Raw genomic sequence first — 25,575 nt, 5'->3', positions numbered from 1 at the left:
AATAACAAGTGAATATATAGGGAGTGATGCATATGGAAAAGAAATTATTGATTGTTGCCTCAGAAAGATATGGAGATTATGTAAAGGAAATAGCAGAGTCAATGGGTTGCTTTGAGGAAATCTCCTTTGTAGATAATGACAGAGAAGAAGCTATTGGAAAACTGGAGGATGTGGAAAGTTTTTATCCGGAATATAACTGTGCAATAGCTGCATGTGACGATGGAACAGAAAGACTTGAGTGGAATAAAAAGTTGGAGGCACTTTACAATATTCCAGTTTTATTTCATATGGATTCTACTATTTCCCCATCAGCTAATTTAATGCCTGGCTGTATTGTTGAGCCAAGGGCTGTTGTCGGCTGTGGAAGTACTATTGGGCAGGCAACGGTCATTGGTGCCAATGTGGTGGTAGAACCATATTGTTTTATTGGAGATAGTTGCACATTAAAATCAGGAACAATTGTGAAATCAACAAGTATGGTTGCAATGAACACAAGCACAGAACAAGGAAGTGTTCTGTTTACGTCATTAACAAAGGAATGATAAGGTTCAATAATTATAGGAAGGATGAAACCGCCCTGATTTTCGTGGGGGGGGTACACGATGAATAGTACAAATGAAACAAAGATGGATATGAAACAGGCAAAACAAAATAACACGCCAAACATACGCTGGACGCTTGTCGGGTATGATTTGATTGTATATGCATTAGTAGCAGTTATACTCCTGGTGTTATATGGAGGAATGGATAAATTATCAACTGTTGGGATCTTTCAACAAGTAGGTCTTTCTGTTTTGTGTATTTTCACAGCACGTCTAATAGGTAAAATTTACGGGCAAGTATGGAGATATGGTGGGATTCAGTGTTATATCCGCTTGCTGTTTACTGACTCTATCGCTTTTGTGGCGTATCTATGTCTGGAACTCCTACTTCCAGTTCAAAAAATTACATTTGCAAGATTACTTTCATTGGTTAGCTTGAATTTATTAGGAGCATTGGCGCTTCGCATGATGTATCGCTATGCATACAAATGTGGAAACCAGGAGACAACAAGAGGAAAAATTCTTTCTATATTATTGCATGTATTTTCTGGTATTGAAGCTGGAAATGAAAAAGAAGTGCAGAAGATCAAAGTTGCAATTATTGGTGCTGGACGAGTTGGTGTGAGTTTGGCAGAAGAACTTTTGAACAATTCAGAAGCAGCGTATGTACCAAGATGTTTTATTGATATTAATAAGGAAAAAGTTGGACGAGATATACATGGCATTCCGGTTTGGTCTGAAACGGAAGCAACTTTTAAGAAGTTAGGCGAATTTGAAGTACAGGAAATCATTTTTGCAATCCCATCAATGGATGCAGCAAAGAAGAAAACTCTTTATGAGTATTACAAGAATGCGGGATACAAATTAAAAGTATATGATTATCCGACTATGTATGCGGCAGGAGGAAAACGTCATCTTCGAGAATTTGATATTGAGGAGCTTTTATTTAGAAAACCTTTAGTTGTTTCGGATGAGCGTACCAATGCATATTACAAAGATAAAGTAGTACTGATCACAGGTGGTGGCGGTTCTATTGGGTCAGAACTGTGCAGACAGTTGGCCAAGATGAATCCGAAGAAGATCATTATCTTAGATATTTATGAAAATGGTGCATATGATGTTCAGCAGGAATTGAAGATCGCATATGGAAATAAGCTGGATTTGCAGATTGAAATTTGTTCCATCACTCATAGAAAAGCTCTTGAAAGAGTATTTGAAAAATATCATCCACAGATCATTATCAATGCAGCCGCTCACAAGCATGTCCCATTGATGGAGCATAACTGTGTAGAAGCCATTTACAACAATGTATTTGGCACACAGAATCTGGTGGAGCTTTGTGAGGAGTATGGTGCGGAACGCTTTATGATGGTATCCACGGATAAAGCGGTTAATCCGACAAACGTAATGGGTGCAACTAAGAGAATGTGCGAGATGATCGTTCAAAGCGCAAGTACTCATGGAAAAGTAAGATACAGTGCGACTCGTTTTGGAAATGTACTTGGCAGTGCCGGATCGGTTATTCCATTATTTAAACGCCAGATTACTAATGGGGGACCGGTTACAGTTACAGATAAACGAATCATCAGATATTTTATGACAATTCCAGAAGCATCACAGCTTGTTCTTCAGAGTGGTGCGATTGCCAATAATGGAGAGCTGTTTGTTCTTGACATGGGACAGCCAGTAAAGATTATGGATCTGGCAGAGAATATGATTCGTCTGTCTGGTGTACAGGGAATTGAAATTATTGAAACGGGATTAAGACCGGGCGAGAAGCTGTATGAGGAGCTTTTGGTTAAGACAGAGGAACTGGATAAAACGGATAATAGTATGATTTTTATTGAAAGAGATACAGCTTTAAATAAAGAAGAGATTTATAAAAAAATCAAAGTTCTTAGAGATGCCTGTGATACAGGTGATGATTTGATTGCAAAAGAAGCTCTCCGAAGTGTTGTACCAACATTTAAGACACCAGAAGAGGTAAACAAAGAGATTGCATAAAGAATAACCACAACATGGAGCGATATAAAAGAGGTAATTACATATGTTTAAAGAGAACAATAATTTTGAAAAATTTGAATCAAAGGTTTGGTTGAGCAGTCCGACTATGCATGGTCCGGAAATTGAATATGTGAAAGAAGCGTATGAAACAAACTGGATGTCCACAGTTGGAAAAAATATCAACGAAGTTGAAAGAATGGCATGTGAATATATTGGATGCAAACATGCAGTTGCATTATCTGCCGGAACAGCATCATTGCATCTTGCTATGAAATTAGCTGGTATTGAAGCATATGGTATGCCAAAAGTTGGACATGGTGCATTGGAAGGAAAGAAAGTTTTTTGTTCAGATATGACTTTTGATGCCACTGTAAATCCTGTTGTTTACGAGGGCGGTGAACCGGTATTCATTGACACGGAATATGACACATGGAATATGGACCCGGTGGCACTTGAAAAAGCATTTGAAATTTATCCGGATACGAAGGTAGTAGTAGTTGCTCACCTTTATGGAACACCAGGAAAAGTAGACGAATTAAATGCCGTTATCAAGAAACATAATGCAATTCTGGTAGAAGATGCTGCAGAATCTATGGGAGCTACATATAAGGGAGTACAGACTGGCACATTTGGAAAGTATAATACGATTTCCTTTAATGGAAACAAGATTATTACTGGTAGTGCTGGTGGATGCTTCCTGACAGATGATGAAGAAGCAGCAAATAAGGTTCGTAAGTGGTCAACTCAGGCGAGAGAAAATGCTGCATGGTATCAGCATGAAGAACTGGGATACAACTATCGGATGAGTAATGTGGTTGCTGGTGTTGTTCGTGGACAGTTTCCTTATCTGAAAGAGCATATTGCACAGAAGAAAGCAATTTATGAGAGATATAAAGAGGGCTTAAAAGGACTGCCAGTATCTATGAATCCAATGGATCTGGAAAACTCTGAACCAAACTATTGGCTGTCTTGCATGATTATTGATATGGATGCAATGTGTAAACAGGTTCGTGGCGAGCAGGATGTATGTTATGTGAAAGAAACAGGAAAGTCTTGCCCGACAGAGATTTTGGAAGCAATTGCGTCTATCAATGCAGAAGGACGTCCAATTTGGAAACCGATGCATATGCAGCCAATTTATCGCTTAAATCCATTTGTCGTCAGAGATGGAAATGGACGTGCCAGATCAAATGCTTATATTGCAGGTGGAGTTGTTGATGTGGGAATGGACATTTTTACAAGAGGATTATGCTTGCCAAGTGATAATAAAATGACAGCAGAGCAGCAGGATAGAATTATTGAAGTGATTAAGTGTTGCTTCGAGTAAAATAGAGGAATTTGTAATGGAAAAAATAAAGCATAAGCCATATGGTCCATATGAAAAATATATAAAAAGACCATTAGATTTGATATGTAGTTTAATAGCAATAATAGTTTTTTCATGGTTGTATCTGATAATTGCAATATTGGTTAGAGTGAAATTGGGTTCTCCAGTGATTTTTACACAGGATAGACCAGGAAAAGATGAAAAAATATTTAAATTATATAAGTTTAGAACAATGACAGATGCAAAGGACGAAAATGGAAAGTTATTGCCAGATAGTGAGAGACTTACCAAATTTGGAAAAATGCTTAGAGCAACTAGTTTAGACGAACTGCCAGAAGCGTTTAATATAGCCAAAGGCGATATGAGCATCTTAGGACCAAGGCCGTTGCTGCCATCTTATCTTCCTTGGTATACAGAACGAGAACGACATAGACATGATGTTCGACCTGGCTTATCTGGATTAGCACAAGTTAATGGAAGAAATTATTTAGACTGGGATAAACGATTTGAGTTGGATGTTCAATACACTGAAAAAATCACGTTTTTAGGAGATGTAAAAATTATATTTCAAACGGTAAAAAAATTCTTATCACATAGCAATATTGCAACTGATACGAATAAAACAGAAGGTAATATGGCAGAAATACGTGCGGAAAAGTTAAAGAATGAAAATAGTAATAAGTAATTAAAGGAGTAACACATTATGAATATATTGATTTTAAGTGCAGGAACTAGAAATAAAATAGTTGAATACTTTGTAAAAACGCTTGCAGGAAATGGGAAGGTTGTTGCAACTGATATGAGTAAACTGGCACCTGCAATATATGAAGCAGATAAGTACTATATTGTTCCTAAAATGACAGATCCGGAATATATGGACATTATTTTTGATATATGTAAAAAAGAAAACATCAGTGGTGTTTTATCATTAATAGATCCAGAATTATCGTTGCTTGCTCAGAATGAAAAAAAATTTGAAGATATCGGTGTAAAAGTAATTGGTTCTTCATATGAACTGTGCGAAATGTCGTTAGACAAATATCAGATGTTTTTGTGGCTTAACAAAAATGGATATAATTGTGCAAAATCTTATATGGATAAGGAAGAGTTCTATAAAGATATTGATAATAAAACAATAACATATCCAGTATTTGTGAAACCGGCGAGAGGAAGCGCAAGTATTGCTATTTCAAAAGTTTATGATAAGGAAACAGTAGAATTGTTATTTGCACATGATGAGGGACTTATGATTCAAGAATTTCTTAATGGACAAGAAATAGGTGCAGATGTATATATTGATATGATTTCTGGAGAAATTGTTTCCATTTTTACAAAGAAGAAATTAAAAATGAGAGCTGGAGAAACCGATAAAGCTGTTTCTTTTAAGGATGATAAGTTATTTGACCTTATTAAGAAATTTGTTTCAAAAGCTGGATATAGAGGCCAGATTGATATTGATATTTTTGATATTGATGGAGAGTATTATATATCAGAAGTTAATCCACGTTTTGGCGGGGGATATCCTCATGCGTATGAGAGTGGATGTGACCATATGAAACTGATAGAAAACAATCTTGAAGGAAATATTAATAAGTCAGCTATTGGAACATATAAATCAGACATTTATATGATGAAGTACAATGAAATTTGTATAAAGAATTTTGAGGTGTAATATATATGAATGTTTTATTTATGACAATAGGAAAAATGGATGATATTGAAGAACATACAATATATTGCGATTTATTACGCTATTTTCGTGATGCCGGACATTCTGTATATACAATTAGTCCATATGAAAAAAGAACAGGACTTCAGACTGCGCATGAAGAAAAAAATGGAATTCACATGCTTCATGTGAGAACTGGAAATGTAACAGGAATGGTAAGTTTAATAGAAAAAGGTCTTGCCCAGTTGTCAATAGAGCCAATTTTTATTAAAGCAATAAAAAAATATTATTCAAATGTTAAATTTGATCTTGTTATGTACTCGACGCCTCCGATTACGTTTTGCAATGCAATAGAATATGTAAAGCGTAGAGATAATGCAAAAACATATCTTTTGCTTAAAGACATTTTTCCTCAGAATGCTGTAGATATAGGTATGATGAGTAAATCTGGTATTAAGGGAATTTTGTATAAATTTTTCCGTAACAAAGAAAAAAAGCTTTATGGCTTATCAGACTATATTGGCTGTATGAGTCCGGCAAATGTAGAATATGTAAAACAAAACAACCCAGAGATTGATGATTATAAAGTGGAAGTGTGTCCAAATTGTATTGAAGTAGTGGATAAATCTATAAACGAAGAAGAACGCAGAAGCATTAGAAAAAAATATGATATTCCTTTAGAAAAAAAGGTGTTTGTTTATGGTGGTAACTTGGGAAAACCACAAGGAATAGATTTTTTGATAGAGTGTTTACATAGCCAAGAAAACAGTAAGGATAATTATTTCCTTATTGTAGGAGATGGCACTGAATATGGAAAAATTGAGGAATTTGTAAAAAGTAGCAATCAGAATAATATAAGATTGATGAAAAGATTGCCTCAAGAAGATTACGATACTATGGTAGGAGCATGCGATGTAGGAATGATTTTTTTGGATCATCGCTTTACTATACCTAATTTTCCCAGCCGATTATTGAGTTATATGCAAGCGAAAATTCCGGTGTTGGCTTGCACAGATTTAAATACGGATATAGGTCGTATTGTAGAAAATGCTGGATTTGGAAATTGGTGTGAAAGTAATAATGTTGAAGCATTTGGGAAATGTACAGAAAAAATAATGCAAATTGGAAATGTTGCAGATGTGGAATGGAATTACTTAAATGAATATTATTCAACGAAAACAGGATATAACATAATAATGAAGCATTTTAAGAAATAATTAGACTAGGTATTATAGGTCAACAGTGGAGTGGGAAAATGAAAATATTAGTTTTAACAAGTGTATATCCGGAACCGGATGATGGATCTGAGATAGTGACACCAACAGTAAAGTATTTTTGCGATAAGTGGGCTGAACAAGGACATGATATTATTGTAGTACATAATAATAGTTGCTTTCCTTTACCGTTTTATTGGATTCCTGAATTTGTAAGGAAAAAAATGGAATCTAAATTAGGACACAATTTTCCAGTAAAATCTGCAAGAAAAACATTGATAACTAGGACGAATGGGGTAAAAATTTTTAGGCTACCGTTAAAGAAAGCTTTACCACATGGAAAATTTAGTAAAATAAGAATAAATGGCCAAATAAAAAAAATAGAAAATATTTTAGATAGAGAAAAATTTATACCAGAAGTTATTATTTCACATTGGGTTAATCCTCAAATTGATTTAATCGTGAAATTAGGAGAAAAATACAATGCGAAAATTTCAATGGTTTTTCATGGCGATTGTTCGGAAAAAAATATTGAAAAATTCAATTTAATTGAGAATATAAAGAAGTTAGATGCAGTTGGTTGTAGAAATGAAACATATGCAAATTATGTAATGAAAAAACTAAATTTAATGAAAAAACCATTTATTTGCTATTCAGGAATTCCAGATGATTTAGCAGAGCAACAAATGGAAAATATTAATTCGTTAGAGTTGGAAGATAGTTTAAATTTTATATATGTTGGACGCTTGGTCAAATATAAGAATGTCGATGTCATTATTCGAGCCTTGCATAAAAAATATCAAGACAAAGCAATTCTCCATATTGTTGGAGAGGGAGCTGAAGAAGCTAAGTTAAAACAGTTATCAAAAGATCTTAAAATTGAAAAAAATATTATTTTTCATGGACAACTACCAAGAGATGAAGTATATAAAATGATGAAAAAATCATATTGTTTTATCATGGTTAGTGATAATGAAACTTTTGGTATGGTTTATATTGAAGCTATGTTAGCTGGTTGTGTCACAATTGCCTCAAAAGCGGGAGGAGTAGATGGAGTAATTATTGATGGAAAAAATGGATTTTTATCAAAACAGGGAGATACGGATGAGTTGGTAGAAACATTGAATAGAATTGAAAAAGAGTCAAAACAAAAAGTGGAAGAAATTAGGAAGCAGGCGGTATTAACCGCTTACGGTTATAGGGATTCTGAAATCGCAAAAAAGTACTTGAATGATGTACTTGTATGGAAAAATGGTTAAAGAAAATGGAGTATGAAAATGCTTAAATTGTTAATTTTTATTATGGCATGTCTGATAATTTTATATAATTATAAAAATAACAGATTAGTGTCATCTTCCTCACTGTGGGTATTTTGCTATATATTGATATTTGTAGTATATCCGCTGTATGAGAAAAATATTAATTTTGAAAAAAAAGTATTAATTGATGTAGTGGCATTAGTTGGAATCGTTTGCTATTTTATAGGACTTACTTTTGGAAGTAGACTCGTGTGGGGAAAGGGTAGAACTAATACTATTGGAATTTTATTATTCCCCAAATATAGAATAGCCAATATATGCTTTTGGGCTTTTTTTGCATTATCGATAGTGGTATTAATAAGTAAATTGGGGACATCAGGAATAACATCTATACTAGCTGGAAATATGACTGCAAAACAATTTGCACTGGAAAACGATTCAAGTAGCAGCTCGTATGTTTTTTCCGTACATTTGCTTGTCCCTTGTATACTTTGTTTATGGATGACTGCAGAATCATCCAAACAGAAAATAAATAGTGTTATATGTTTATGTATATATATTTTAGAAACAGTATTATTTGGATTTACTAGAATTTTTTTGATTTCAATTGTAGCGATGATTCTAATTTATGAAATACGAAATAAACCACAACGTAAACAGCTATTTTTGGTAGTTGCTGGTATTGTCGGTATAGGAACAGTGTTGGTTGCAATGAACTTTGTGAGAACTTTCGGATTAAATACAGGCAGAAGCTTTTCAGATATGTTAGATCTTGAATATGTGTTTGAGAGTACAGACTTTAGTTCTAGTTATTATTGGTTTGATGAATTACTTAAAAAAAATCCCCCATATATTAACCCAATAGTTTATCTCAAACCTATTTTTGCATTTGTTCCAAGAGAAATATGGACAAATAAACCAGAGCCACTTAGTATGCAAGTTTTGAAATATATTAATCCTATGAAAGCTGCATCGGGTTATTCTACTGCTGGTAATAGTGTTTTAGGAGAAGGATATGCTATATTAGGATATTTTGGTATAGTGCTGTTTCCTTTTTTGTGGGGAACGGTATGTGGTAAATTAGACAAAAGATATTATCGAAGATTAGAATCAGGTGCAGATCATTGTTTGCAAAATATATGTTATTACATATTTGCGGTATTTATTGTTATTAGTGGACAACGAGGTGATTGGTGTCAATATATGACGATTGTGATATGGTTTTATATGCTTCCTATGTATATTATGTCAAAAGTTAGTCTGAAGATTTGAGGTGGATTTATATGGAAGAGGGATATAACGAGAGTTATATAATGTATGTATTTAATATACTACGATTTTATTTATAGAAGTTTAGAGATAATAAATTTGTATATATAGATTTTATAATGATTAGTTTAATAAAACAGATTGTAGATATTTTGAATCGTACATATTTTCCATAAAAGATATTTAAAGAAATTTTTGAGGATAAAAAATGAGTAAACTTAAAAAGAATTTAGGTTATCAAACGATATATCAAATATTAAACACATGTATTCCATTAATTACATCACCATATTTAGCTAGAGTATTGGGAGCTGAAAAGCAAGGGGTTTTTTCATATACACAATCTATCGTTAATTATTTTACATTATTTGCAATGCTTGGCGTAGTTAATTATGGAACGAGAACCATTGCAGATTGTGGGAAAGATAGAGGAAAAAGAAGTAGGACGTTTTGGAATATTTATATACTTCAATTATGTTGTACAGTAATTTCAATAAGCGTGTATGCGTTTTATTTGACCCAGATATGTTCTCAAAATACATACATAGCTTTTTTACAAATTTTTTACTTATTAGGATCATTGGTCGATATTAACTGGCTATTTTTTGGAGTAGAGAAATTTAAGATAACTGTGTCAAGAAATATGGTTATTCGAATTTGCTCTGTAATATTAATTTTAATGTTGGTTAGAAAGCCGAGTGATCTTTGGATATACACAGTAATTATGTCTGGTAGTACGTTTCTTAGTAATGCAATACTTTGGTTTTTTGCATCAAAAGAGATAGACTTAAAAGCTATTAAAGAGATTTCATGGTTTGAAATTGTTAGCCACATAAAACCTAATTTAGTTTTGTTTGTTCCATTGATGGCAATGTCAGTTTATCACATTATGGATAAAACGATGTTGGGCTTATTAAGTACTTATAAACAAGTAGGTTATTACTATAACGCTGATAAAATTATTAACATTCCAATAGGCATATTAACGGGTGTTGGGACTGTTATGTTACCGAGGATGACTTCTTTAAATAAAGAAGGAAAATTAGAGGAAGCAAGAAAACTTTTTTTACTTTCTATTGAATTAATCATTGTAGTTGCTGTAGCAATGGCATGTGGAATTTCTGCAATTTCAAAAGAGTTTACACCGTTCTTTTTTGGGAAGGGTTATGATGAATGTATCAGATTAATTATTGCTCTATCCCCGGTTCTTGTAATAAAAGGTCTTTCAGAAATTGCTCGAATGCAATATTTAATACCAAATCATAAAGAAAAAATATTTATAGAGTCTGTATTTTGCGGTGCAGGTGTTAATTTTGTGGTGAATTGGTTTTTAATATCAAGGTTAGGAGCATTAGGAGCAGTTATTGGTACATTAGTGGCAGAATTGGTGAGTTGTGTTTGGCAATATATAAAAATGAATAAATATATTTCATGTTTAACTACATTTTTTAAGTCCATGATATATGTGGTGTTCGGAGTTATTATGTTTACAATTGTAAGAGTAGTGGCTCTGTGCTTTAATGGAGGAATTGTTGCTCTTTTCTTTGAAGTTTTGACAGGAATAATTACATATGCAGTAATTTGTTTAATTTATTGGAAAGTAACAAAAAATAAAATTGTGGGTTTGGTTATTAAGAAAAAATAAAATATAAAATAAAAGGAGAAAAAAATGAGTTTATTTAAAGGAAAAACATTAATGATAACTGGTGGAACTGGTTCATTTGGGAATGCAGTTTTGAATCGTTTTCTTAAAACAGATATTGGAGAGATTCGTATTTTTTCAAGAGATGAAAAGAAGCAGGATGACATGCGACACGATTTTCAGGCGAGAATGCCAGAAGTAGCAGATAAAATTAAGTTTTATATTGGAGATGTTCGTGATTTGCAGTCTGTAAGAGGCGCAATGCCAGGAGTAGATTACATCTTTCATGCAGCAGCTTTAAAGCAGGTTCCATCATGCGAATTTTTCCCTATGGAGGCAGTTCGTACAAATGTCATTGGAACAGAAAATGTACTTACAGCAGCAATTGAGGAAGGTGTAGAGTCTGTTATTTGCTTATCAACAGATAAGGCAGCGTATCCGATTAATGCAATGGGAATTACAAAAGCAATCGAGGAAAAAGTTGCGGTTGCAAAATCTAGAATGTCTGGAAAAACAAAGATTTGCTGTACTCGTTATGGAAATGTTATGTGCAGTCGTGGCTCAGTTATTCCACTTTGGATTGATCAGATCAAGCAGGGAAATCCGATTACTTTGACAGAACCATCTATGACACGTTTTATTATGAGCTTGGAGGAAGCTGTTGATCTTGTATTATTTGCATTCGAGCATGGCGAGAATGGAGATCTTCTGATTCAGAAAGCGCCAGCTTGTACAATTCAGACACAGGCTGAAGCAGTGTGCGAGCTGTTTGGTGGCAAGAAAGAGGATATTAAGGTAATTGGTATTCGTCATGGAGAGAAGATGTATGAAACACTTCTTACAAATGAAGAATGTGCGAAAGCTGTTGATATGGGGAATTTCTATCGTGTTCCGGCAGATAACAGAGGCTTGAATTATGATAAATATTTCAAAGACGGTGATGAAAAGAGAAATACTCTGACAGAGTTTAATTCTAATAATACAAAGAGATTAAATTTGGAAGAAACAAAAGAAAAGATTGCTTCTTTGGCATATATTCAGGCTGAACTTGCAAAGATGGAATAGTAATAAATACATATAACGGAAGGGGGAGTGCATGATGAGCGAAAATTCAAATTTTGATGTTAATGTAGAACGCATATATGATAATCTGGAACTGTTGGAGAAGGGACATGTTTATGAACTGCAAAAAACTCCGGGAATACCGAAATGTGCAACATTAGCAAGTCGAATAAGAGATGATGTAGATGTAATTGTTAAAGCACTTGATGAAAAGGAAGATATGGAAGCTACAGACGAGGAACAGTTTAATTTACTTGCAAAATTATTGGGTGGTTTATATGCGGAATTTTCATCACTGGCAAAAAAACAACCAGATGCCTTAACGAATGCATTTAAGACGAGTCGAGTCAATCGTGTGCTTTCTCCTCTGAAACAGATAATGGCATCAGAAGATTCTACACAGTATTTGGATTTGTTACAGGAAGCTGATGATGGACAGGCGAATGGAAAAGGAAGAAGCACATATAGTGATGCGGTAATTATAATGAGCCAGTACAAAACTGCCTGTGATGAGTTTAGATTAAAATACTTTAACAAAGGCTGGGACATGCTGTGGCAGAGATGAGGTGCTTTGAAAAATGCTGTTATCAGATTATTTGAAAATAGGAGAAGCATTGGAGAACATAGGTGTATTTGATCCTGTTCTGGATAAGGATAATGCTTTTTTTATTAATATCCAGAGATTGAAAGAAACAACTACTCCAGAATTTGAAGGCTCTTATGATAGAATCAATGATTTTTTTCGGAAAATCATAAAATTGTTGGATCGTGCAGAACAGAAAAACGTAAAAGATACATATTTTCGGGCTGCACTTGACATATTCAAGTTCTCAGAAGTAAATGGCATTTGTCTGGGCTTTGGAGAGAAAGCACCCGGATCAGGATTTGGAACTAAAATATCAAAAATGGTGCTGGAAACAGCATATGATATAGTTAAGGCAGGAATTGAAGATCCGGAATTTTTTCAACTGTTGCCATTGTTTCAGGATAATGTTGGACCCGATCGTTTAAGCGATATGATTGCAACATTGATTTTACCAGACATACAGGCATATACGGAGAGAGTGAATCAACAACTTGGAATTACAATAGATAATTATCCGGATAAGTTGTTTAATAATGGATTATTATGCAACCCGGCAAAAGGATATGAGGTACTCTTGCTTCCGACAGAAATATTGCATAAATTGCCGGTAGCAAAATCATGGGAAGAAATAGATTCAGTCATTGTAGAGAATAATACAATTCGTGCTATGATGAATAATGAGGTAGCAGAACACTGGACACAATGGGCTGCAACTGATCGCAAATATTATTTGCGGGAGAAAATATTTAAGGATTCAGAAAAGTGTAAGCAGGTTATCGAAGCGTATCGAGAGGAAAAACTGGATGCATACAATCCGGAAGAACAGATTGATTATTTTCTTGCTAAATTATGGCAGAGAATAGAGAAAAGTGGAATATCATGGTTGTCAAAACATAAAAGCAGGGAAATTGACAGCAAAGCTGCTTCACTTGAGATTTTAAATTTTTTCAAAAATTGGGTAGAATATAATAGAGGCTGGGAAGTCATATTAAGTGCCGGAACTCAGAAGCGTGAAAAAATTGTGCAGCGAGTGATTCACTTATCTGGTATAGCCTATATTCAGGCAAATAATTTAAGCCTAAGTTGTGAAGCTGATGAGGGTAGAGGACCGGTGGACTTCAAAATTAGCCGAGGACAGGATATAACGGTTATAGAAGTAAAATTATCTTCTAATGGTCAGTATATGCATGGATATGACACGCAGGTGGAGGAATATGCAAAAGCTGAACAGACGGATAATATGATTTATGTATTAGTTGATGTTGGAAATCCAGTAAAGGTAAAAAAACTTCTTGATCGCTATAATAGAGATATAGATGAAGGTAAAAAAGTTCCAGAAGTAATTATGATAGATTCAACAAGTAAAGAATCTGCAAGTATCACATGATTACTATAATGAAGTGAATAACGTATATTGATAGAATATTCAAAGAAAGAGAGTGCAAATGGCAATGGGAACATATGATAATGTGAAATGGAAAGAAAATGGAAAATTAAAATTGTTAATTATTGTAGGAACCAGACCGGAAATTATCCGCTTGGCTGCTGTGATTAATAAAACTCGTAAGTATTTTGATGTGATTCTTGCGCATACCGGACAGAATTATGATTATAATTTAAATGGTGTATTTTTTAAGGACTTAAAGTTGGAAAATCCGGAAGTATATCTGAACGCTGTCGGAGCAGATCTTGGAGAAACCTGTGGAAATATTATTGCACAGAGTTATAAGCTGATGGTGGAGATTAAACCGGATGCGGTGCTGGTTCTTGGAGATACGAATAGCTGTCTGTCAGTAATTGGTGCGAAGAGATTGCATATTCCGATTTTTCATATGGAGGCAGGTAATCGTTGTAAAGATGAGTGTTTGCCTGAAGAGACAAACAGACGTATTGTAGATATTATTTCTGATGTGAACATGGCATATTCTGAACACGCACGCAGATATTTAGCGGATTGTGGTTTGCCAAAAGAGCGTACTTATGTAACTGGTTCGCCTATGGCAGAGGTATTGCATAATAATCTGGCAGAGATTGAAGCATCAGACATTCATAGCAGACTTGGCTTGGAAAAAGGGAAATATATTTTGCTGTCAGCACATCGTGAGGAAAATATTGATACAGAAAAGAATTTCTTATCTTTATTTAATGCAATCAACAAGATGGCTGAGAAGTATGATATGCCAATTTTATATTCATGCCATCCAAGAAGCAAAAAGAGAATTGAATCCACTGGATTTAAACTTGATTCGAGAGTAATTCAGCATGAACCACTTGGGTTCCACGATTATAACTGTCTGCAGATGAATGCGTTTGCAGTAGTGTCAGATTCGGGAACATTACCGGAAGAGAGTAGCTTTTTTACATCAGTTGGACATCCATTCCCGGCTGTATGTATCCGCACATCAACAGAACGTCCGGAAGCATTAGATAAAGCATGTTTTATTCTTTCAGGAATTGACGAAAAAGGATTGTTACAGTCTGTTGATACTGCAGTTGAAATGAACAGAGCAGGAGATTATGGTGTTCCAGTTCCAGATTATATTGAAGAAAATGTTAGTTCAAAAGTTGTAAAAATTATTCAGAGCTATACTGGTGTTGTTAATAAAATGGTTTGGAGAAAAGAAGTGTAAGTGGAATGTTGCGCTGATTCTATAACAAATGGAATAAGGATGTGAGTTGTATGAATATTTTGATAACAGGTGCGAAAGGCATGGTAGGGACTGCCTTAGTAAATAATTTAAAAAATATCCGGGATAACAAAAATAGGACAAGACCGAATATCTCAGTAGAAAATATTTATGAGTATGATCTTGATTCAACGCCAGAAGAATTAGATCAGTATTGTCAGAAGGCTGATTTTGTATTTAATCTGGCGGGAGTAAATCGTCCTGAAAATCCGGAAGATTTTATGAAAGGGAATTTTGGATTTGCTTCTGATTTACTGAATACATTAAAGAAGTACAATAATAAAGCAACAATTATGCTTTCTTCATCAATACAGGCTACACTTGCAGGACGTTTTGGAAACTCAGAGTATGGACGTTCAAAAAAAGCAGGCGAGGAATTGTTTTTTGATTATGCAAATGAAACAGGAGCTAAGGTTGCCGTATACCGTTTCCCTAATTTGATGGGACATTCCAGACCGAAATATAATTCTGCAGTATCAACTTTCTGTTGGGCGGTAGCAAATGATGAAGAATTTACTGTAAATGATAGTAGCACAGAATTGGAATTGCTGTATATTGATGATTTAGTAGAAGGTATGTTTGATCTGATAGAAGGCAAGGAGAAGCACTGCGAATTTGATGGTGTGGAAACGGTTATAAAAGCTGATGGAAAATATTGTTGCGTTCCAGTAACACATAAAGTTACATTGGGAGAAATCGTGGACTTATTGCAGCAGTTTAAAGAACAGCCAACGACACTTATGATGCCTAAGATGCCAGAAGGCTCTTTTGCAAAGAAATTGTACAGTTTGTATTTAACATATCTTCCAACAGAAAAATTTAAATATGTATTAAAAATGAATGTGGATGATCGTGGTAGTTTTACAGAATTAGTGCATACTCAGGATTGCGGTCAGGTGTCAATTAATATCAGCAGGCCGGGAATTACAAAAGGACAGCATTGGCATAATTCTAAATGGGAACTTTTCATTGTTGTGGCAGGACATGGCTTAATTCAGGAACGCAATATTAATACAGGAGAAAAGGTGGAATTTGAAGTAAGCGGAGATAAAATTGAGGCTATACATATGATTCCAGGCTGGACACATAATATTATCAACTTGAGTGAAACGGAAAATCTTGTGACTGTTATGACATGTAATGAGATTTTTAATCCAGAAAGACCGGATACATTTTTTGAAGAAGTATAGTATTTGGGGAGGTAGAAGTAAAATGAAAATAGCAGTAGCAGGAACTGGATATGTGGGACTTTCTATTGCCACATTATTATCTCAAAATCATGAGGTAATAGCAGTTGATATTGTTCCAGAAAAGGTGGAGAAAATCAATAAAAGGATCAGTCCGATACAGGATGAATACATCGAAAAATACTTAAAGGAAAAAGAGTTAAATCTGACAGCTACATTAGATGCGGAATCTGCATATAAAGATGCGGATTTTGTAGTTATTGCTGCACCTACGAACTATGACAGTAAGAAAAATTTTTTTGATACATCAGCGGTAGAAGCTGTGATTAAGCTGGTTATTGAATATAACCCAGATGCAATTATGGTAATTAAATCTACAATTCCGGTAGGGTATACCGCAAGTATTAGAGAAAAATTCCACTGTGATAATATTATCTTCAGTCCGGAATTTTTACGAGAGTCAAAAGCATTATATGATAATCTGTACCCATCCAGAATTATTGTGGGAACAGATGTTGAAAATGCTAGACTTGTAAAAGCTGCGAACACGTTTGCTGGATTGTTACAGGAGGGTGCGATTAAAGAAAATATTGATACTTTGATAATGGGATTTACAGAAGCAGAAGCGGTAAAACTATTTGCTAATACATACTTGGCTCTCAGAGTTTCATATTTTAATGAGCTTGATACTTATGCAGAAATGAAGGGACTGAACACACAGCAGATTATTAATGGGGTGTGCCTTGATCCTAGAATCGGTTCTCATTATAACAATCCGTCATTTGGTTATGGTGGATATTGCTTACCGAAAGACACAAAGCAGCTTCTGGCAAATTATGCAGATGTTCCACAGAATATGATGTCTGCAATCGTTGAGTCTAATAGAACAAGGAAAGATTTCATAGCAGATCGTGTGTTACAGAAAGCTGGATATTATGCTTATGGAGATGAGAATACATATGATGCTTCTATGGAAAAAGAGGTTGTAATTGGTGTATATCGTCTTACTATGAAATCAAATTCAGATAATTTCCGGCAGTCTTCTATACAGGGAGTTATGAAGCGTGTTAAAGCCAAAGGTGCGTCAGTTATTATTTATGAGCCAACATTGGAAGATGGAAGTACTTTTTTTGGCAGCCGGGTTGTAAACGATTTGGAAGAATTTAAAAAGCAAAGTCATGCAATTATTGCAAACAGGTATGATGTTTGTTTGAATGATGTAAAAGACAAAGTGTATACACGAGACATTTTTTACAGAGATTAAAAGATAAGTTATAAATTTAAATGAGAATATACAGGATAATCGTCACACAGAATTCAAATTGGGGAGTAAAAGGTTTCTTTTGGTTTTTTATATTATTAATTTTACTTGCGGGAAATTTGTTTCGATTATACAAAAAAGACAGAATTCGTTTTTCTCAAGGTCTTGCAGGAATTTCTCTATTTATGTATTTATGGACAGTGCTGGAATCCACGGTTTTTACGCGGATTCCATATGCACAGCCACAATATGAACTGCATCTTTTCTGGTCCTGGAAAGCGGTTTTTCTGCATCATGACAGAGAGATGCTTAAGGAAAATATTTTGAATTGCTTGTTGCTATTGCCTTATGGATGTTTGGTTCCGGTGACATTGGGACGAAAAATCGGATGGAAAGAAGGCTTGCTGATCGGTTTTGGAACATCGTCTGTGATTGAGACATTGCAACTGATTACCTGCCGGGGATTATTTGAATTTGATGATATTGTTCATAATGGATTAGGATGTATGTTAGGTGTTTTACTGATTTCATGGTTTTGCCAGAAAAATATTAATATACACGAAGGAGAGAACTAAAATGGGAAAATACTTCGGAACAGATGGCTTCCGCGGGGAAGCAGGTGTTTCTTTAACGGCTGATCATGCGTTTAAGATCGGGCGTTTTCTGGGATGGTACTATAATGAGCTTCGAAGAAGAGCCGGGGAGACGGCAGCTGCACGGATCGTGATCGGTAAGGATACCCGCCGTTCCAGCTATATGTTTGAATATTCGCTGGTTGGCGGCCTGGTGGCTTCTGGTGCTGATGCGTATCTTCTTCATGTTACAACTACGCCATCTGTAGCTTATGTGGCCCGTACAGATGGTTTTGACTGTGGCATTATGATTTCAGCCAGTCATAATCCTTACTATGATAATGGAATCAAGCTGATCAATGGTCAGGGTGAAAAAATGGAAGAAGAGACCATTGCACTGGTTGAGGATTATCTGGATGACAGACTGCAGCTTTTTGGTCAGAAATGGCACGAGATTCCGGCTGTAAAAGGGAAAGAGATTGGCAGAACCGTAGATTATGCAGCAGGGCGAAACCGTTACATTGGTTATCTGATTTCTCTTGGAGTGTATTCTTTTAAGGGAATGAAGGTTGGTCTGGATTGTGCAAATGGAAGTGCCTGGAATATAGCAAAAGCTGTTTTTGACGCATTGGGTGCAGAGACATATGTGATCAATGCCCAGCCAGATGGAACAAATATTAATAACAATGCAGGTTCTACTCATATTGAAGGACTGCAGAAACTTGTAGCTGATAATGGCCTGGATGTTGGTTTTGCCTATGATGGAGATGCAGATCGCTGTCTTTGTGTGGACGAGAAGGGAAATGTTGTCAGCGGTGATGCCATCCTTTATGTTTATGGCCGGTACATGAAGGAGAGGGGAAAACTTCTGACAAATACAGTTGTTACTACTGTGATGTCCAATTTTGGGCTGTACAGAGCTTTTGATGAAGCTGATATCGGGTATGCGAAAACTGCTGTTGGCGACAAATATGTTTATGAATATATGATGCAGAACGGGTGCCGTCTTGGAGGGGAGCAGTCCGGACATATTATTTTTTCCAAGTATGCATCGACGGGTGATGGTATTCTTACAAGCCTGAAGATGATGGAAGTTATAATGGCAAAGAAGAAAAAACTCAGCGAGCTTACTGCGGAACTGAAGATTTATCCGCAGGTGCTGGAGAATGTACGAGTTCTTGATAAGGTGGCTGCCCAGGCTGATGAAGATGTGCAGGCAGCAGTGCAGCGGGTCGCAGATGAATTGGGTGATGCAGGCAGGATCCTGGTGAGGGAGTCCGGTACAGAGCCGCTGCTCCGTGTGATGGTTGAAGCTGAGAGTGAGGAACTTTGCAGAAAATATGTGGATCAGGTTGTGGATGTTGTCCGTAGAAAGGGACATGCAGCCGAATAAAAATATGATTTATTTCTGAAGAGAAATGAATTTAGAGTACATGGGTGATAAGAGGAGTATAAAGTTATGTGTGGAATTGTTGGATTTACAGGAAAGCAGCAGGCAGCACCAATTCTTCTGGATGGTCTTTCTAAACTGGAATATAGAGGCTATGATTCGGCGGGTATTGCAGTTCGTGACGGGGAAAAGGATACTGAGGTGATCAAGGCGAAGGGGCGTCTTAGGATTCTTGCGGAAAAAACAAACGGAGGGGAATCTGTTCCGGGTATGTGTGGAATCGGACATACCAGATGGGCAACTCATGGGGAGCCTTCTGAGCGGAATGCGCATCCTCATATTAGTAATGATGGAAATGTGATTGCTGTACATAACGGGATCATTGAGAACTATCAGGAGCTGAAAGAGAAGCTTTTGCGTAAGGGATATTCTTTTTATTCTTCTACGGATACAGAAGTTGCAGTGAATCTTGTAGCTTACTATTACAAAAAATATGGGGAATCTCCGGTTGAAGCAGTTCGTCATGCTATGGTACGCATCAGAGGCTCTTATGCGCTGGCATTGATGTTCCGTGATTATCCGGAAGAGATTTTTGCAGCGCGAAAAGACAGCCCGATGATTCTTGGTGTGGAAGATGGAGAGTCTTATATTGCTTCGGATGTTCCTGCAATTTTGAAATATACAAGAAATGTTTACTATATTGGTAATCAGGAACTGGCTTGCGTGAAGAAAGGAGAAATCACATTTTATAATCTGGACGGCGAGGAGATCGAGAAGGAGCCGAAAGTTATTGAGTGGGATGCAGAGGCTGCGGAGAAGGCAGGATTTGAACATTTCATGATGAAAGAAATCCATGAACAGCCGAAGGCAGTTGCAGATACATTGAATTCCGTTATCCGTGATGGCAAGCTGGATCTTTCTGAAATCGGACTGGAAGAAGAGGTGATCCGAAGTATCAGCCAGATTTATATTGTGGCCTGCGGCTCTGCTTATCATGTGGGAATGGCTGCGCAGTATGTGATTGAAGATCTGGCCGGTCTTCCGGTTCGTGTGGAACTGGCATCAGAGTTCCGTTACCGTAAGCCGCTTCTGGATCCGAATGGACTTGCAGTGATCATCAGTCAGTCCGGTGAGACTGCTGACAGTCTTGCTGCGCTTCGAGAATGCAGGGAAAAAGGAATCCGTACACTGGCGATCGTAAATGTTGTGGGTTCTTCTATTGCCAGAGAAGCGGACAATGTATTTTATACTCTTGCAGGTCCGGAGATTTCTGTTGCTACGACTAAGGCATACAGTACTCAGCTGATCGCAGCATATGTGCTGGCTTTGCAGTTTGCAAAGGTCAGGGGAGAGATTACAGTGGAACAGTGTGATTCTTATGTAAAAGAGCTCCAGACAATTCCGGATAAGATTCAGAAGATCATAGAGGATAAGGAGCGTATTCAGTGGTTTGCAGCCAAGCAGGCTAATGCGAAGGATGTTTTCTTCATTGGGCGTGGTATTGATTATGCCATCAGTCTTGAGGGCAGTCTGAAGATGAAGGAGATCAGTTATATTCATTCAGAGGCTTATGCTGCAGGTGAGCTGAAGCATGGCACGATTTCCCTGATCGAAGATGGTACACTTATGATCGGTGTTCTGACACAGCCGGAGCTTTATGAGAAGACAGTGAGCAATATGGTAGAGTGCAAGAGCCGTGGTGCTTATCTTATGGGTCTGACAACTTTTGGAAATTATAATATTGAAGATACCGCTGATTTTACTGTTTATATTCCAAAAACAGATCCGCATTTTGCAACCTCTCTGGCTGTGATTCCGTTACAGCTGCTGGGATATTATGTGAGTGTGAATAAAGGTCTGGATGTGGATAAGCCTAGGAATCTGGCTAAGAGTGTTACGGTGGAGTAAGAGGACGGGGATGTCTTGTCCAAGCTTGTCGAAATAAATCCATAGACAAAGAGATCGTGTTGTGCTAATCTGAAATAAATCTGTTATTTGGGAGAGGAGTGGAGCACGGGCTATGAGAAGATGGAAGCTGCCGGTAGGAATTGAGAACTTCCAGGAGATCCGGCAGGCTGGATTTTATTATGTTGATAAGACAAGGCTGATGAACAGCTTCTTGAGCAGTGGGGGAAGGTTCCTGTGTTATTTCTCTCATTGCAGAATGTAGACGGGTTTACATTTGAGGATGCGAGATATCATCTGACAGAGCTGGTGGGCAGAGAAGCATTCTTGGGAAGACGATCAGTATTTTTGATAAAAAAGCACGAGATGGTGAGAAAGAGATTTTTTACCATGGAATTCTTCTGGGACTTTTACGAAGTGATCCAAACTGGCTGGTTCAGTCCAATGTGGAGTTTGGAGATGGTTTTGCAGATATTTTGATGGAACCGGAGGTATACGGATGCAGGGATCATTATTGAACTGAAGTATGTACAGACATTTGCCGGTTTGGAGAAGGCATGTGAGAGGGCTATGAATCAGATAAAAGAACGAAGATATGATGAGCATCTGCGTAATGATAGCCGAAATAAGATTCTGGCATATGGAATTGCTTTCTGTAAAAATAGATGTAGAGTGGTTGTTGAGAATATTTCTAAATATACCAGATTATAATTAAAAATGTGTAAGTGCCTCAAAATTGTTTGGGGCACTTACATATATTACTGTCTATTATTTATATTCCGCTGAATAATATTAGTATATACAGCGAGAAGGACGATTTTATCTTTTTTATCCTCGATAGAAGATATTATTTCATATATTTGCGAGGCTTCTTCTGTCCGGGTTGCAAATCTTCGGTTTAAAATATTTATGATTTTTTCGATTTGAGGATTTAAACGTTGGATAGTTGCTTTGTATTCCTCCGCAGGCATTTTTAATAGGTTGGTTGCCTGAAAATATGGAATTTCAGGGATTTTTTCAGCCAAAAAATATAATAAAATGGACTGAGATTTTATGTCCTGTGGAAATATATCAGATTTAAATACCACATTATAAATTTTAGAATAAAAATCTTGTTCATTTAAATTATCTAGTGTGAGGCTATGGATATATGCACTTAATAAAGAAAAATAGTGGTTCTGAGTTTCTTCGATATCTGTCTCAGCGATATATTTGTAATTTTTATCATCTTCAAATTTATACCGAGATACCTCTTCTAATAATTCCTGCAAAATAGAAGCAGGGTTATCAAGCTGTGATTCTGATAAAAAATCCATATATAAAGCATAATATATATCATAGATATTACCAGTTGCGTTACTGCATTTAATTTGAATCATTTCTCTTACATTTTTCATTATGCTAAATCCTTTTCTTCATAAATAATATTTTTTATATCGTCCAGTGCATCAAAATCATATTTTATTTTTCGAGCCATTAAGGTCACATCACCACCGTTGTCTTCTTTACTGTTTATCGGGATACCAGTTATTTCGTAGCGCTCTTTTTGTATTGTTTTATCAGGAGTATGAAGAACGGTAATGGTGTTGCCAGGAGCAATTTTTATGTTTGTAATTTCATTTTTGATATTGGGGTCATTGTATTCCAATAGTTTTTTTATAGTATCTTTAAAGGAATTTTCAGATGCTGATGCTTTTAGGTGGAATTTCAGTTGTTTTAATAATTCATCTCTATTTGTAGATACTGTTGTTTTGGCTCGTAATTGTCGGCTTAAATATCTGCCATTATCGCTTAATCTATATAATTTATATTTGCCAGCTTTACTGGATATTATAAGATTAGTAGAAGCTGCTTTTTTCATTATTTCCGATAAGGTAGATTCTTTTAAATCTAAATTTTTGCATATTTCTGAATGACTCATAATTCCATGGGCTTCTAATAGCAAAATAATATCTTTTAAATGCTTAACAGATAAAACCTGTTTTTGGTAAATTTGGGCTGTCAGATTTTCTTGCTGTTTTTCATGTAGAAAATCTTTGAATGTTTTTATGACGCCCATTAAAGTTCCTAATTGAAAAATAGCATCCTCTTTTGATGCCGTTGGTAAGTGATGTTCAAAATAATTCAATTGTGAGTTTCCGTAACGAAGGATTTGGCTAAGTGAAGAATTATCGGAATTATACCATTCGTTTATAACATATTCCTTATTATCAGAGGCATATTGGATTAGAGTAGTGTATTCTTGTTTCTCCAAAGATTCTGATAGATTTGTTTGGGTATGCATCCAGATTTCTTTGCGCATAAAATTTTCCTCCTTTTTAAGTGATTGATGATATAAATTTATTCGAATCTTTCATTGGATATTATGAGTTATATTTTCTTTTGTAAAAGATTCGGTTGTTTTTGAAAGTTCGAAATCCAGAGGGATTTTAACTTTAAAAACACAAGCCTTTATATTTTGGCATGAGAAGTTACAGCTACATTTACTGCCAAAAGTGATGGTTTGTGTTGTACCTGCAATTCCACATCCACCAATAGCTTTTTCGTTGGAAGCAACTGCTCCACAGCAGTTACCCCATATAATGGTAGTTCCGTAACATTTTAAAGCAGGTAAAGCATTGATAAAATCCTGTTCACCTCTGGAATAAGAAGGTACGATCAGTAGCGTTGCACCCAAACTTCCACATAGAAATTTTTGGATTCGATCCTGATCAGATAAAAATTCTGCGCATATTACAATAGCGATTCTATGGACATTCGGAATATGGATCAGTACAGTAGACCATTCTTGGATTTCCGCGAGAGCTTCCATTTTGTGGTTTTTTTTATCAACGAAAGGAATATGCTTTTCCTGATGACCGATAATCTGCCCGTCTAAACTGACAATAGTGGAACGATTATAATTATCTGACCAGTAGCTGGGGAGGATAGTTAACAATGGAACATTTTTGCCAGATGCTAATCTCAAATTGGAACATTCCCATAGAAAGGAATTATATTCGCCATCATTTTTCTCGGAAAGAGAAGTTCCTAACAGTTCTGGTGTGAAAAAAATATCGACATTCATATCTCCGGCTAAATTCCAGTCATTTTTAAGCCGTTCTAGTAGTTCTTCAGCGTGGTTCAGTGGCTTGACGAGTTCTCCATTATATTTTATACCGTTGCGTTCTATTGGCTGATCTTCAAGTTGTAATAGATCTTTACGATCAGATATTGGAGAAAACCCAATGGAAAAGGAACAGTCGTCTTTTTCAGTTAAAAAAGTATCAGATATAATTATGTTTTTTATAATGTTTTTATTGTCATATGAGACATAGCTGCAATGTTTAAGCAAGCCATTTATACCTTCAAAAATGTCTCTATTGGAAATATTTTTTTCAAAAAGTTCTTCATTACGAATGATATGCGGTGTTGCAATTGGAAATTTGGGATTGATCCAGATTCCAGTTTCATTGTAATTGGTGTTTAGGGAATCTATAACTGCATAATTATTCTCAGATACTGATACAAGACTAGTAAGTGAAAAATATATACGGTTTCCGGCTGTATTATTCTCGTTTCTGGTATAGGTTATCCGGAAATCTAACCACAGGCAAAAGGCAATAGCCATGATTTGCTGGCGATTTAAGTCTTTTTCTTTCTGGATAGTTTGTAAAAAATCTTCAAGATTATGCAGGAAGGAGTTATTATCATCACTCCAATAAGCATCTAAGGATGTTGTTACAAAACTTGAAACTTCTTCATAATCCTGAGCTGCAAATAGTTGGTTGAACATTTGGGGGATATTATTGACTATCTGTAGTGCTATTGCCATAATGTTCATATATTTCTGGGCGGATTGAGTAGATGTCATTTCTTTCACCTCCAAATTTACTTCATTATAGCATAATAAATTGAGATTGACAACAAACACTTCAATTTCAGTTCAATTTAATAAGATGTTAATTGATAAAAGGGGAATATTGTGCTATCATATCAGTATATGTCAGTTTGAAATAT

Annotated in this window: 22 protein-coding genes and 1 pseudogene; 20 read left to right on the top strand and 3 right to left on the bottom strand. The window is 35.8% G+C overall.

Annotation, left to right across the window (positions count from 1 at the left end; genetic code table 11):
• The first annotated feature begins 32 nt into the window (after positions 1 to 32).
• The 20 genes and pseudogenes from HFM85_RS07235 to HFM85_RS16665 form a co-directional block, all read left to right on the top strand.
• A complete protein-coding gene (locus HFM85_RS07235) occupies positions 33 to 542 on the top strand; it encodes an LbetaH domain-containing protein (RefSeq protein ID WP_173737558.1) in 510 nt (169 codons plus the stop codon).
• Positions 543 to 602: 60 nt separating this feature from the next.
• Positions 603 to 2,546, top strand: a complete 1,944-nt coding sequence (locus HFM85_RS07230; protein WP_173737559.1) for a polysaccharide biosynthesis protein — start codon at positions 603 to 605, stop codon at positions 2,544 to 2,546.
• Positions 2,547 to 2,589: 43 nt separating this feature from the next.
• A complete protein-coding gene (locus HFM85_RS07225) occupies positions 2,590 to 3,873 on the top strand; it encodes a DegT/DnrJ/EryC1/StrS family aminotransferase (protein WP_173737560.1) in 1,284 nt (427 codons plus the stop codon).
• Between the two features lie 16 nt (positions 3,874 to 3,889).
• A complete protein-coding gene (locus tag HFM85_RS07220) occupies positions 3,890 to 4,558 on the top strand; it encodes a sugar transferase (RefSeq protein ID WP_173737561.1) in 669 nt (222 codons plus the stop codon).
• Positions 4,559 to 4,576: 18 nt separating this feature from the next.
• A complete protein-coding gene (locus HFM85_RS07215) occupies positions 4,577 to 5,545 on the top strand; it encodes an ATP-grasp domain-containing protein (RefSeq protein WP_173737562.1) in 969 nt (322 codons plus the stop codon).
• A 5-nt stretch (positions 5,546 to 5,550) separates the two neighbouring features.
• Positions 5,551 to 6,759, top strand: a complete 1,209-nt coding sequence (locus HFM85_RS07210; RefSeq protein WP_173737563.1) for a glycosyltransferase family 4 protein — start codon at positions 5,551 to 5,553, stop codon at positions 6,757 to 6,759.
• A gap of 38 nt (positions 6,760 to 6,797) precedes the next feature.
• Entirely contained in the window at positions 6,798 to 8,015 is a 1,218-nt protein-coding gene (locus tag HFM85_RS07205) for a glycosyltransferase family 4 protein (RefSeq protein ID WP_173737564.1), read from the top strand.
• 18 nt (positions 8,016 to 8,033) lie between these two features.
• Positions 8,034 to 9,287, top strand: coding sequence for an O-antigen polymerase (locus tag HFM85_RS07200; protein WP_173737565.1), 1,254 nt, complete (start codon positions 8,034 to 8,036; stop codon positions 9,285 to 9,287).
• 205 nt (positions 9,288 to 9,492) lie between these two features.
• Positions 9,493 to 10,929: a flippase gene (locus tag HFM85_RS07195; protein WP_173737566.1), complete on the top strand. Its 1,437-nt coding sequence runs from the start codon at positions 9,493 to 9,495 to the stop codon at positions 10,927 to 10,929.
• A gap of 24 nt (positions 10,930 to 10,953) precedes the next feature.
• The gene (locus HFM85_RS07190) at positions 10,954 to 11,991 is read left to right on the top strand and encodes a polysaccharide biosynthesis protein (protein ID WP_173737567.1); all 1,038 of its coding nucleotides are present in this window, start codon (positions 10,954 to 10,956) and stop codon (positions 11,989 to 11,991) included.
• Between the two features lie 31 nt (positions 11,992 to 12,022).
• Positions 12,023 to 12,553, top strand: coding sequence for a hypothetical protein (locus HFM85_RS07185; protein ID WP_173737568.1), 531 nt, complete (start codon positions 12,023 to 12,025; stop codon positions 12,551 to 12,553).
• 13 nt (positions 12,554 to 12,566) lie between these two features.
• Positions 12,567 to 13,961, top strand: coding sequence for a hypothetical protein (locus HFM85_RS07180; protein ID WP_173737569.1), 1,395 nt, complete (start codon positions 12,567 to 12,569; stop codon positions 13,959 to 13,961).
• 64 nt (positions 13,962 to 14,025) lie between these two features.
• The gene (gene wecB / locus HFM85_RS07175) at positions 14,026 to 15,204 is read left to right on the top strand and encodes a non-hydrolyzing UDP-N-acetylglucosamine 2-epimerase (protein WP_173737641.1); all 1,179 of its coding nucleotides are present in this window, start codon (positions 14,026 to 14,028) and stop codon (positions 15,202 to 15,204) included.
• 50 nt (positions 15,205 to 15,254) lie between these two features.
• A complete protein-coding gene (locus tag HFM85_RS07170) occupies positions 15,255 to 16,451 on the top strand; it encodes a polysaccharide biosynthesis C-terminal domain-containing protein (RefSeq protein ID WP_173737570.1) in 1,197 nt (398 codons plus the stop codon).
• 22 nt (positions 16,452 to 16,473) lie between these two features.
• On the top strand, positions 16,474 to 17,712 hold the full coding sequence (locus tag HFM85_RS07165) for a nucleotide sugar dehydrogenase (RefSeq protein ID WP_173737571.1): 1,239 nt from the start codon (positions 16,474 to 16,476) through the stop codon (positions 17,710 to 17,712).
• Positions 17,713 to 17,894: 182 nt separating this feature from the next.
• Positions 17,895 to 18,284 carry a VanZ family protein gene (locus HFM85_RS07160; RefSeq protein ID WP_244092499.1) on the top strand — a complete coding sequence of 130 codons (390 nt, stop codon included), beginning with the start codon at positions 17,895 to 17,897 and terminating at the stop codon, positions 18,282 to 18,284.
• Position 18,285: 1 nt separating this feature from the next.
• Positions 18,286 to 19,674 (top strand): phosphoglucosamine mutase, encoded by a 1,389-nt coding sequence (gene glmM, locus HFM85_RS07155; protein WP_173737573.1) that lies wholly within the window; start codon positions 18,286 to 18,288, stop codon positions 19,672 to 19,674.
• Positions 19,675 to 19,740: 66 nt separating this feature from the next.
• Positions 19,741 to 21,579, top strand: coding sequence for a glutamine--fructose-6-phosphate transaminase (isomerizing) (glmS, locus tag HFM85_RS07150; RefSeq protein WP_173737574.1), 1,839 nt, complete (start codon positions 19,741 to 19,743; stop codon positions 21,577 to 21,579).
• A 112-nt stretch (positions 21,580 to 21,691) separates the two neighbouring features.
• Positions 21,692 to 21,841, top strand: coding sequence for an AAA family ATPase (locus HFM85_RS07145; protein WP_173737575.1), 150 nt, complete (start codon positions 21,692 to 21,694; stop codon positions 21,839 to 21,841).
• 58 nt (positions 21,842 to 21,899) lie between these two features.
• Positions 21,900 to 22,287 (top strand): annotated as a pseudogene (locus HFM85_RS16665) (PD-(D/E)XK nuclease domain-containing protein); the annotation flags it as partial.
• A gap of 47 nt (positions 22,288 to 22,334) precedes the next feature.
• Here the strand turns inward: HFM85_RS16665 and HFM85_RS07135 are convergent.
• From HFM85_RS07135 to HFM85_RS07125, 3 genes are read right to left on the bottom strand one after another with little or no spacing between them, the layout of a single operon-like run.
• Positions 22,335 to 22,973: a hypothetical protein gene (locus tag HFM85_RS07135; RefSeq protein ID WP_173737576.1), complete on the bottom strand. Its 639-nt coding sequence runs from the start codon at positions 22,971 to 22,973 to the stop codon at positions 22,335 to 22,337.
• Complete coding sequence (locus HFM85_RS07130; RefSeq protein WP_173737577.1) at positions 22,973 to 23,878, bottom strand: winged helix-turn-helix domain-containing protein; 906 nt, start codon at positions 23,876 to 23,878, stop codon at positions 22,973 to 22,975. The genes HFM85_RS07135 and HFM85_RS07130 overlap by 1 nt, the downstream gene beginning before the upstream one ends.
• 51 nt (positions 23,879 to 23,929) lie before the next feature.
• The gene (locus tag HFM85_RS07125; RefSeq protein ID WP_173737578.1) at positions 23,930 to 25,429 is read right to left on the bottom strand and encodes a hypothetical protein; all 1,500 of its coding nucleotides are present in this window, start codon (positions 25,427 to 25,429) and stop codon (positions 23,930 to 23,932) included.
• Positions 25,430 to 25,575 lie beyond the last annotated feature (146 nt).

Source organism: Blautia schinkii, assembly GCF_013304825.1.
GTDB classification, from domain to species: domain Bacteria; phylum Bacillota; class Clostridia; order Lachnospirales; family Lachnospiraceae; genus Blautia_A; species Blautia_A schinkii_B.
Note: the sequence above shows the minus strand (reverse complement) of the source record. Positions and strands in the feature narration are given on the sequence as shown.

Bases quoted from the DNA above. Each gene is read 5' to 3' on its own strand.
- HFM85_RS07235 (WP_173737558.1), top strand. From the start codon at position 33: ATGGAAAAGAAATTATTGATTGTTGCCTCAGAAAGATATGGAGATTAT.
- HFM85_RS07230 (WP_173737559.1), top strand. From the start codon at position 603: ATGAATAGTACAAATGAAACAAAGATGGATATGAAACAGGCAAAACAA.
- HFM85_RS07225 (WP_173737560.1), top strand. From the start codon at position 2,590: ATGTTTAAAGAGAACAATAATTTTGAAAAATTTGAATCAAAGGTTTGG.
- HFM85_RS07220 (WP_173737561.1), top strand. From the start codon at position 3,890: ATGGAAAAAATAAAGCATAAGCCATATGGTCCATATGAAAAATATATA.
- HFM85_RS07215 (WP_173737562.1), top strand. From the start codon at position 4,577: ATGAATATATTGATTTTAAGTGCAGGAACTAGAAATAAAATAGTTGAA.
- HFM85_RS07210 (WP_173737563.1), top strand. From the start codon at position 5,551: ATGAATGTTTTATTTATGACAATAGGAAAAATGGATGATATTGAAGAA.
- HFM85_RS07205 (WP_173737564.1), top strand. From the start codon at position 6,798: ATGAAAATATTAGTTTTAACAAGTGTATATCCGGAACCGGATGATGGA.
- HFM85_RS07200 (WP_173737565.1), top strand. From the start codon at position 8,034: ATGCTTAAATTGTTAATTTTTATTATGGCATGTCTGATAATTTTATAT.
- HFM85_RS07195 (WP_173737566.1), top strand. From the start codon at position 9,493: ATGAGTAAACTTAAAAAGAATTTAGGTTATCAAACGATATATCAAATA.
- HFM85_RS07190 (WP_173737567.1), top strand. From the start codon at position 10,954: ATGAGTTTATTTAAAGGAAAAACATTAATGATAACTGGTGGAACTGGT.
- HFM85_RS07185 (WP_173737568.1), top strand. From the start codon at position 12,023: ATGATGAGCGAAAATTCAAATTTTGATGTTAATGTAGAACGCATATAT.
- HFM85_RS07180 (WP_173737569.1), top strand. From the start codon at position 12,567: ATGCTGTTATCAGATTATTTGAAAATAGGAGAAGCATTGGAGAACATA.
- wecB (WP_173737641.1), top strand. From the start codon at position 14,026: ATGGGAACATATGATAATGTGAAATGGAAAGAAAATGGAAAATTAAAA.
- HFM85_RS07170 (WP_173737570.1), top strand. From the start codon at position 15,255: ATGAATATTTTGATAACAGGTGCGAAAGGCATGGTAGGGACTGCCTTA.
- HFM85_RS07165 (WP_173737571.1), top strand. From the start codon at position 16,474: ATGAAAATAGCAGTAGCAGGAACTGGATATGTGGGACTTTCTATTGCC.
- HFM85_RS07160 (WP_244092499.1), top strand. From the start codon at position 17,895: ATGTATTTATGGACAGTGCTGGAATCCACGGTTTTTACGCGGATTCCA.
- glmM (WP_173737573.1), top strand. From the start codon at position 18,286: ATGGGAAAATACTTCGGAACAGATGGCTTCCGCGGGGAAGCAGGTGTT.
- glmS (WP_173737574.1), top strand. From the start codon at position 19,741: ATGTGTGGAATTGTTGGATTTACAGGAAAGCAGCAGGCAGCACCAATT.
- HFM85_RS07145 (WP_173737575.1), top strand. From the start codon at position 21,692: ATGAGAAGATGGAAGCTGCCGGTAGGAATTGAGAACTTCCAGGAGATC.
- HFM85_RS07135 (WP_173737576.1), bottom strand. From the start codon at position 22,973: ATGAAAAATGTAAGAGAAATGATTCAAATTAAATGCAGTAACGCAACT.
- HFM85_RS07130 (WP_173737577.1), bottom strand. From the start codon at position 23,878: ATGCGCAAAGAAATCTGGATGCATACCCAAACAAATCTATCAGAATCT.
- HFM85_RS07125 (WP_173737578.1), bottom strand. From the start codon at position 25,429: ATGACATCTACTCAATCCGCCCAGAAATATATGAACATTATGGCAATA.